Below are 1,918 nucleotides of genomic sequence, written 5' to 3' on the forward strand. Positions count from 1 at the left end.
CGGCCCCGAATTCGCCGATCGTCCGCCCAGTCAGATCGTTCCGACGTTGGCCGATCAGGGGCGCTACATCGCCTCGGAGGCGAGCTTCTATCGCGTGCTGCGCGCGCATGACCAACTTGCCCACCGTGGCAAGACCTTCGAGGATCTCGAACATGCCCACACCTGGGTCGCCGGATTCGTCGACTGGTACAACGAGCACCATCGCCATAGCGCCCTGAAGTTCGTCACACCCGGGCAGCGCCATCGGGAGGAAGACCAGCGCATCCTGATCGACCGGGCGCGGCTCTAGGAGGCCGCCCGGGTGCAACACCCCAAGCGCTGGAGCGGGGCGACCCGCAACTGGGAGCCCGACGCTGTCGTGCTCCTCAATCCCGGAAAACCGACGTCAAAGAAGGAGGTCGACAGCCTGCACAACGACACCGGAGCGACGCGACATCTATCCTGACAGAGGGGGATACGGATGTGCAGGGCTCTATCAAGGTTGCCGCAAGCCCGAAAGATGTCGGCGATCTGTCCCATGGCTGCAGCCTTGGAGCGTACATCGCGGAAGTATTCATAGACGGGAAGCTCTTCATTGGTGCGGATGTGTAGAGCCTCTTCGAATCTGCGCCGGATCTAGAGGATGTCGGCGATCCGGCCCATGGTGACGGCTTTGGAGTGCACATCGCCGAGGCGCTCGTAAACGGGGAGCTGCTCCGCAATGCGGATGCGAAGTGCCTCGTCGAGGTTACCGCTCGCGTGGAGGATGTCGGCGATACCACCTTGGGCAATAGCAATATCTCGGTCGCTAGCGCCTGAAACGAATTCCGCCACAGCCGAACTGTAGGCTTCTAAAGCGGAATCCAGAGCACCCATGCGCTTGGACTTTGCGGCCAACCGCAGGAGTGCCGAGCCACGCTCATAGCCTGGCGAGCTGATTCGCAACAGTCGTTTCAGCGCATACTCCTCTGCCTTGATGTCACCAATAAGCTCGGCGCAATCCACCGCGATCAGCAGGAGACCATGGGACGGCTCGGCGCCGTAGGCGTCGAGCCTCTCCAGGGATGGCCGCAGCACCTCGGCCTGCGCCCGCCTGGCGTCCTGCTCGGTGTCGAACAGCCAGCGCGCGGTCGTCGGCTCGGCGGTCTTGGCCGTGCGCGCGGTGGCACCGAGCTGTTTGCGGCGCTCCAGCCCGTCCATCGGGCGCAGCGGGACAGGGTCGAGTGCCTCGGCCAGGTCACGGCCACGGCTGTCCGACAGGGTGAAGCGGTAGCGGCTGGTCAGCAGCAGACGCGACGCGGTCGACGCGCGGGCGAAGGCGGTCAGGACGGCGGCCAGCGGGACACGGTAGTCCGGCTGCACGGGAGTCAGTGGCGCGGATGGCGCCGGTGTCTCGAGGACGGACTCCAGGTCGTCGACGACGAGCAGCACGGGGTCGGCGTCCAGCGGGCCTTCCAGCAGGTCTTCCAGTGCCTCGGTCAGTGCGCCCGGGTCTGCCAGCACGGCCTCGCGCCAGGTGTCGCGGGCGACTTGGCGCTGCTGGACCGGGACGGCCTCGAGCAGTCGGTCGAGGATGGTCAGGGCGTCATAATCGCCGAAGATGACCACCGTGCGGTGCCCGGTCAGGCGGCTGGCGATGCGTGCGGATAGGCTCGACTTGCCGAGGCTGCCCATCCCTTGGACGAGCACACCGGGAGACCCGTCGCGGAAGGCGCGCAGCACGGACTGGATCTGACGGCGGCGACCGACGAACTCGGCGCGCCGGGCGACCGGGACCTCGCCACGCTCGCTGTCCAGGAACTGGTCCGCGCAGGTCTCGCTGGCGAGCCTGCGTTTGGGCAACCCCTTGCCCGCGAGCGCGCCGCCGCCGGTCGGCCCCAGATAGAGCCGGGCCAGGTGCCAGTGGCGCCCGCGCCGGGGATCGGACTGCGCCGCCTGG

Annotated in this window: 1 protein-coding gene and 1 pseudogene; one reads left to right on the forward strand and one right to left on the reverse strand. The window is 67.0% G+C overall.

The features are described 5' to 3' along the window. Positions 1-445: pseudogene (locus tag THIDRDRAFT_RS26990) on the forward strand (integrase core domain-containing protein); the annotation flags it as partial. Positions 446-615: 170 nt separating this feature from the next. Here the strand turns inward: THIDRDRAFT_RS26990 and THIDRDRAFT_RS23075 are convergent. After that, on the reverse strand, positions 616-1,918 hold a 1,303-nt coding region (locus tag THIDRDRAFT_RS23075), incomplete at its 5' end, for a tetratricopeptide repeat protein (protein WP_007043363.1).

It is taken from the genome of Thiorhodococcus drewsii AZ1 (assembly GCF_000224065.1).
GTDB lineage: Bacteria > Pseudomonadota > Gammaproteobacteria > Chromatiales > Chromatiaceae > Imhoffiella > Imhoffiella drewsii.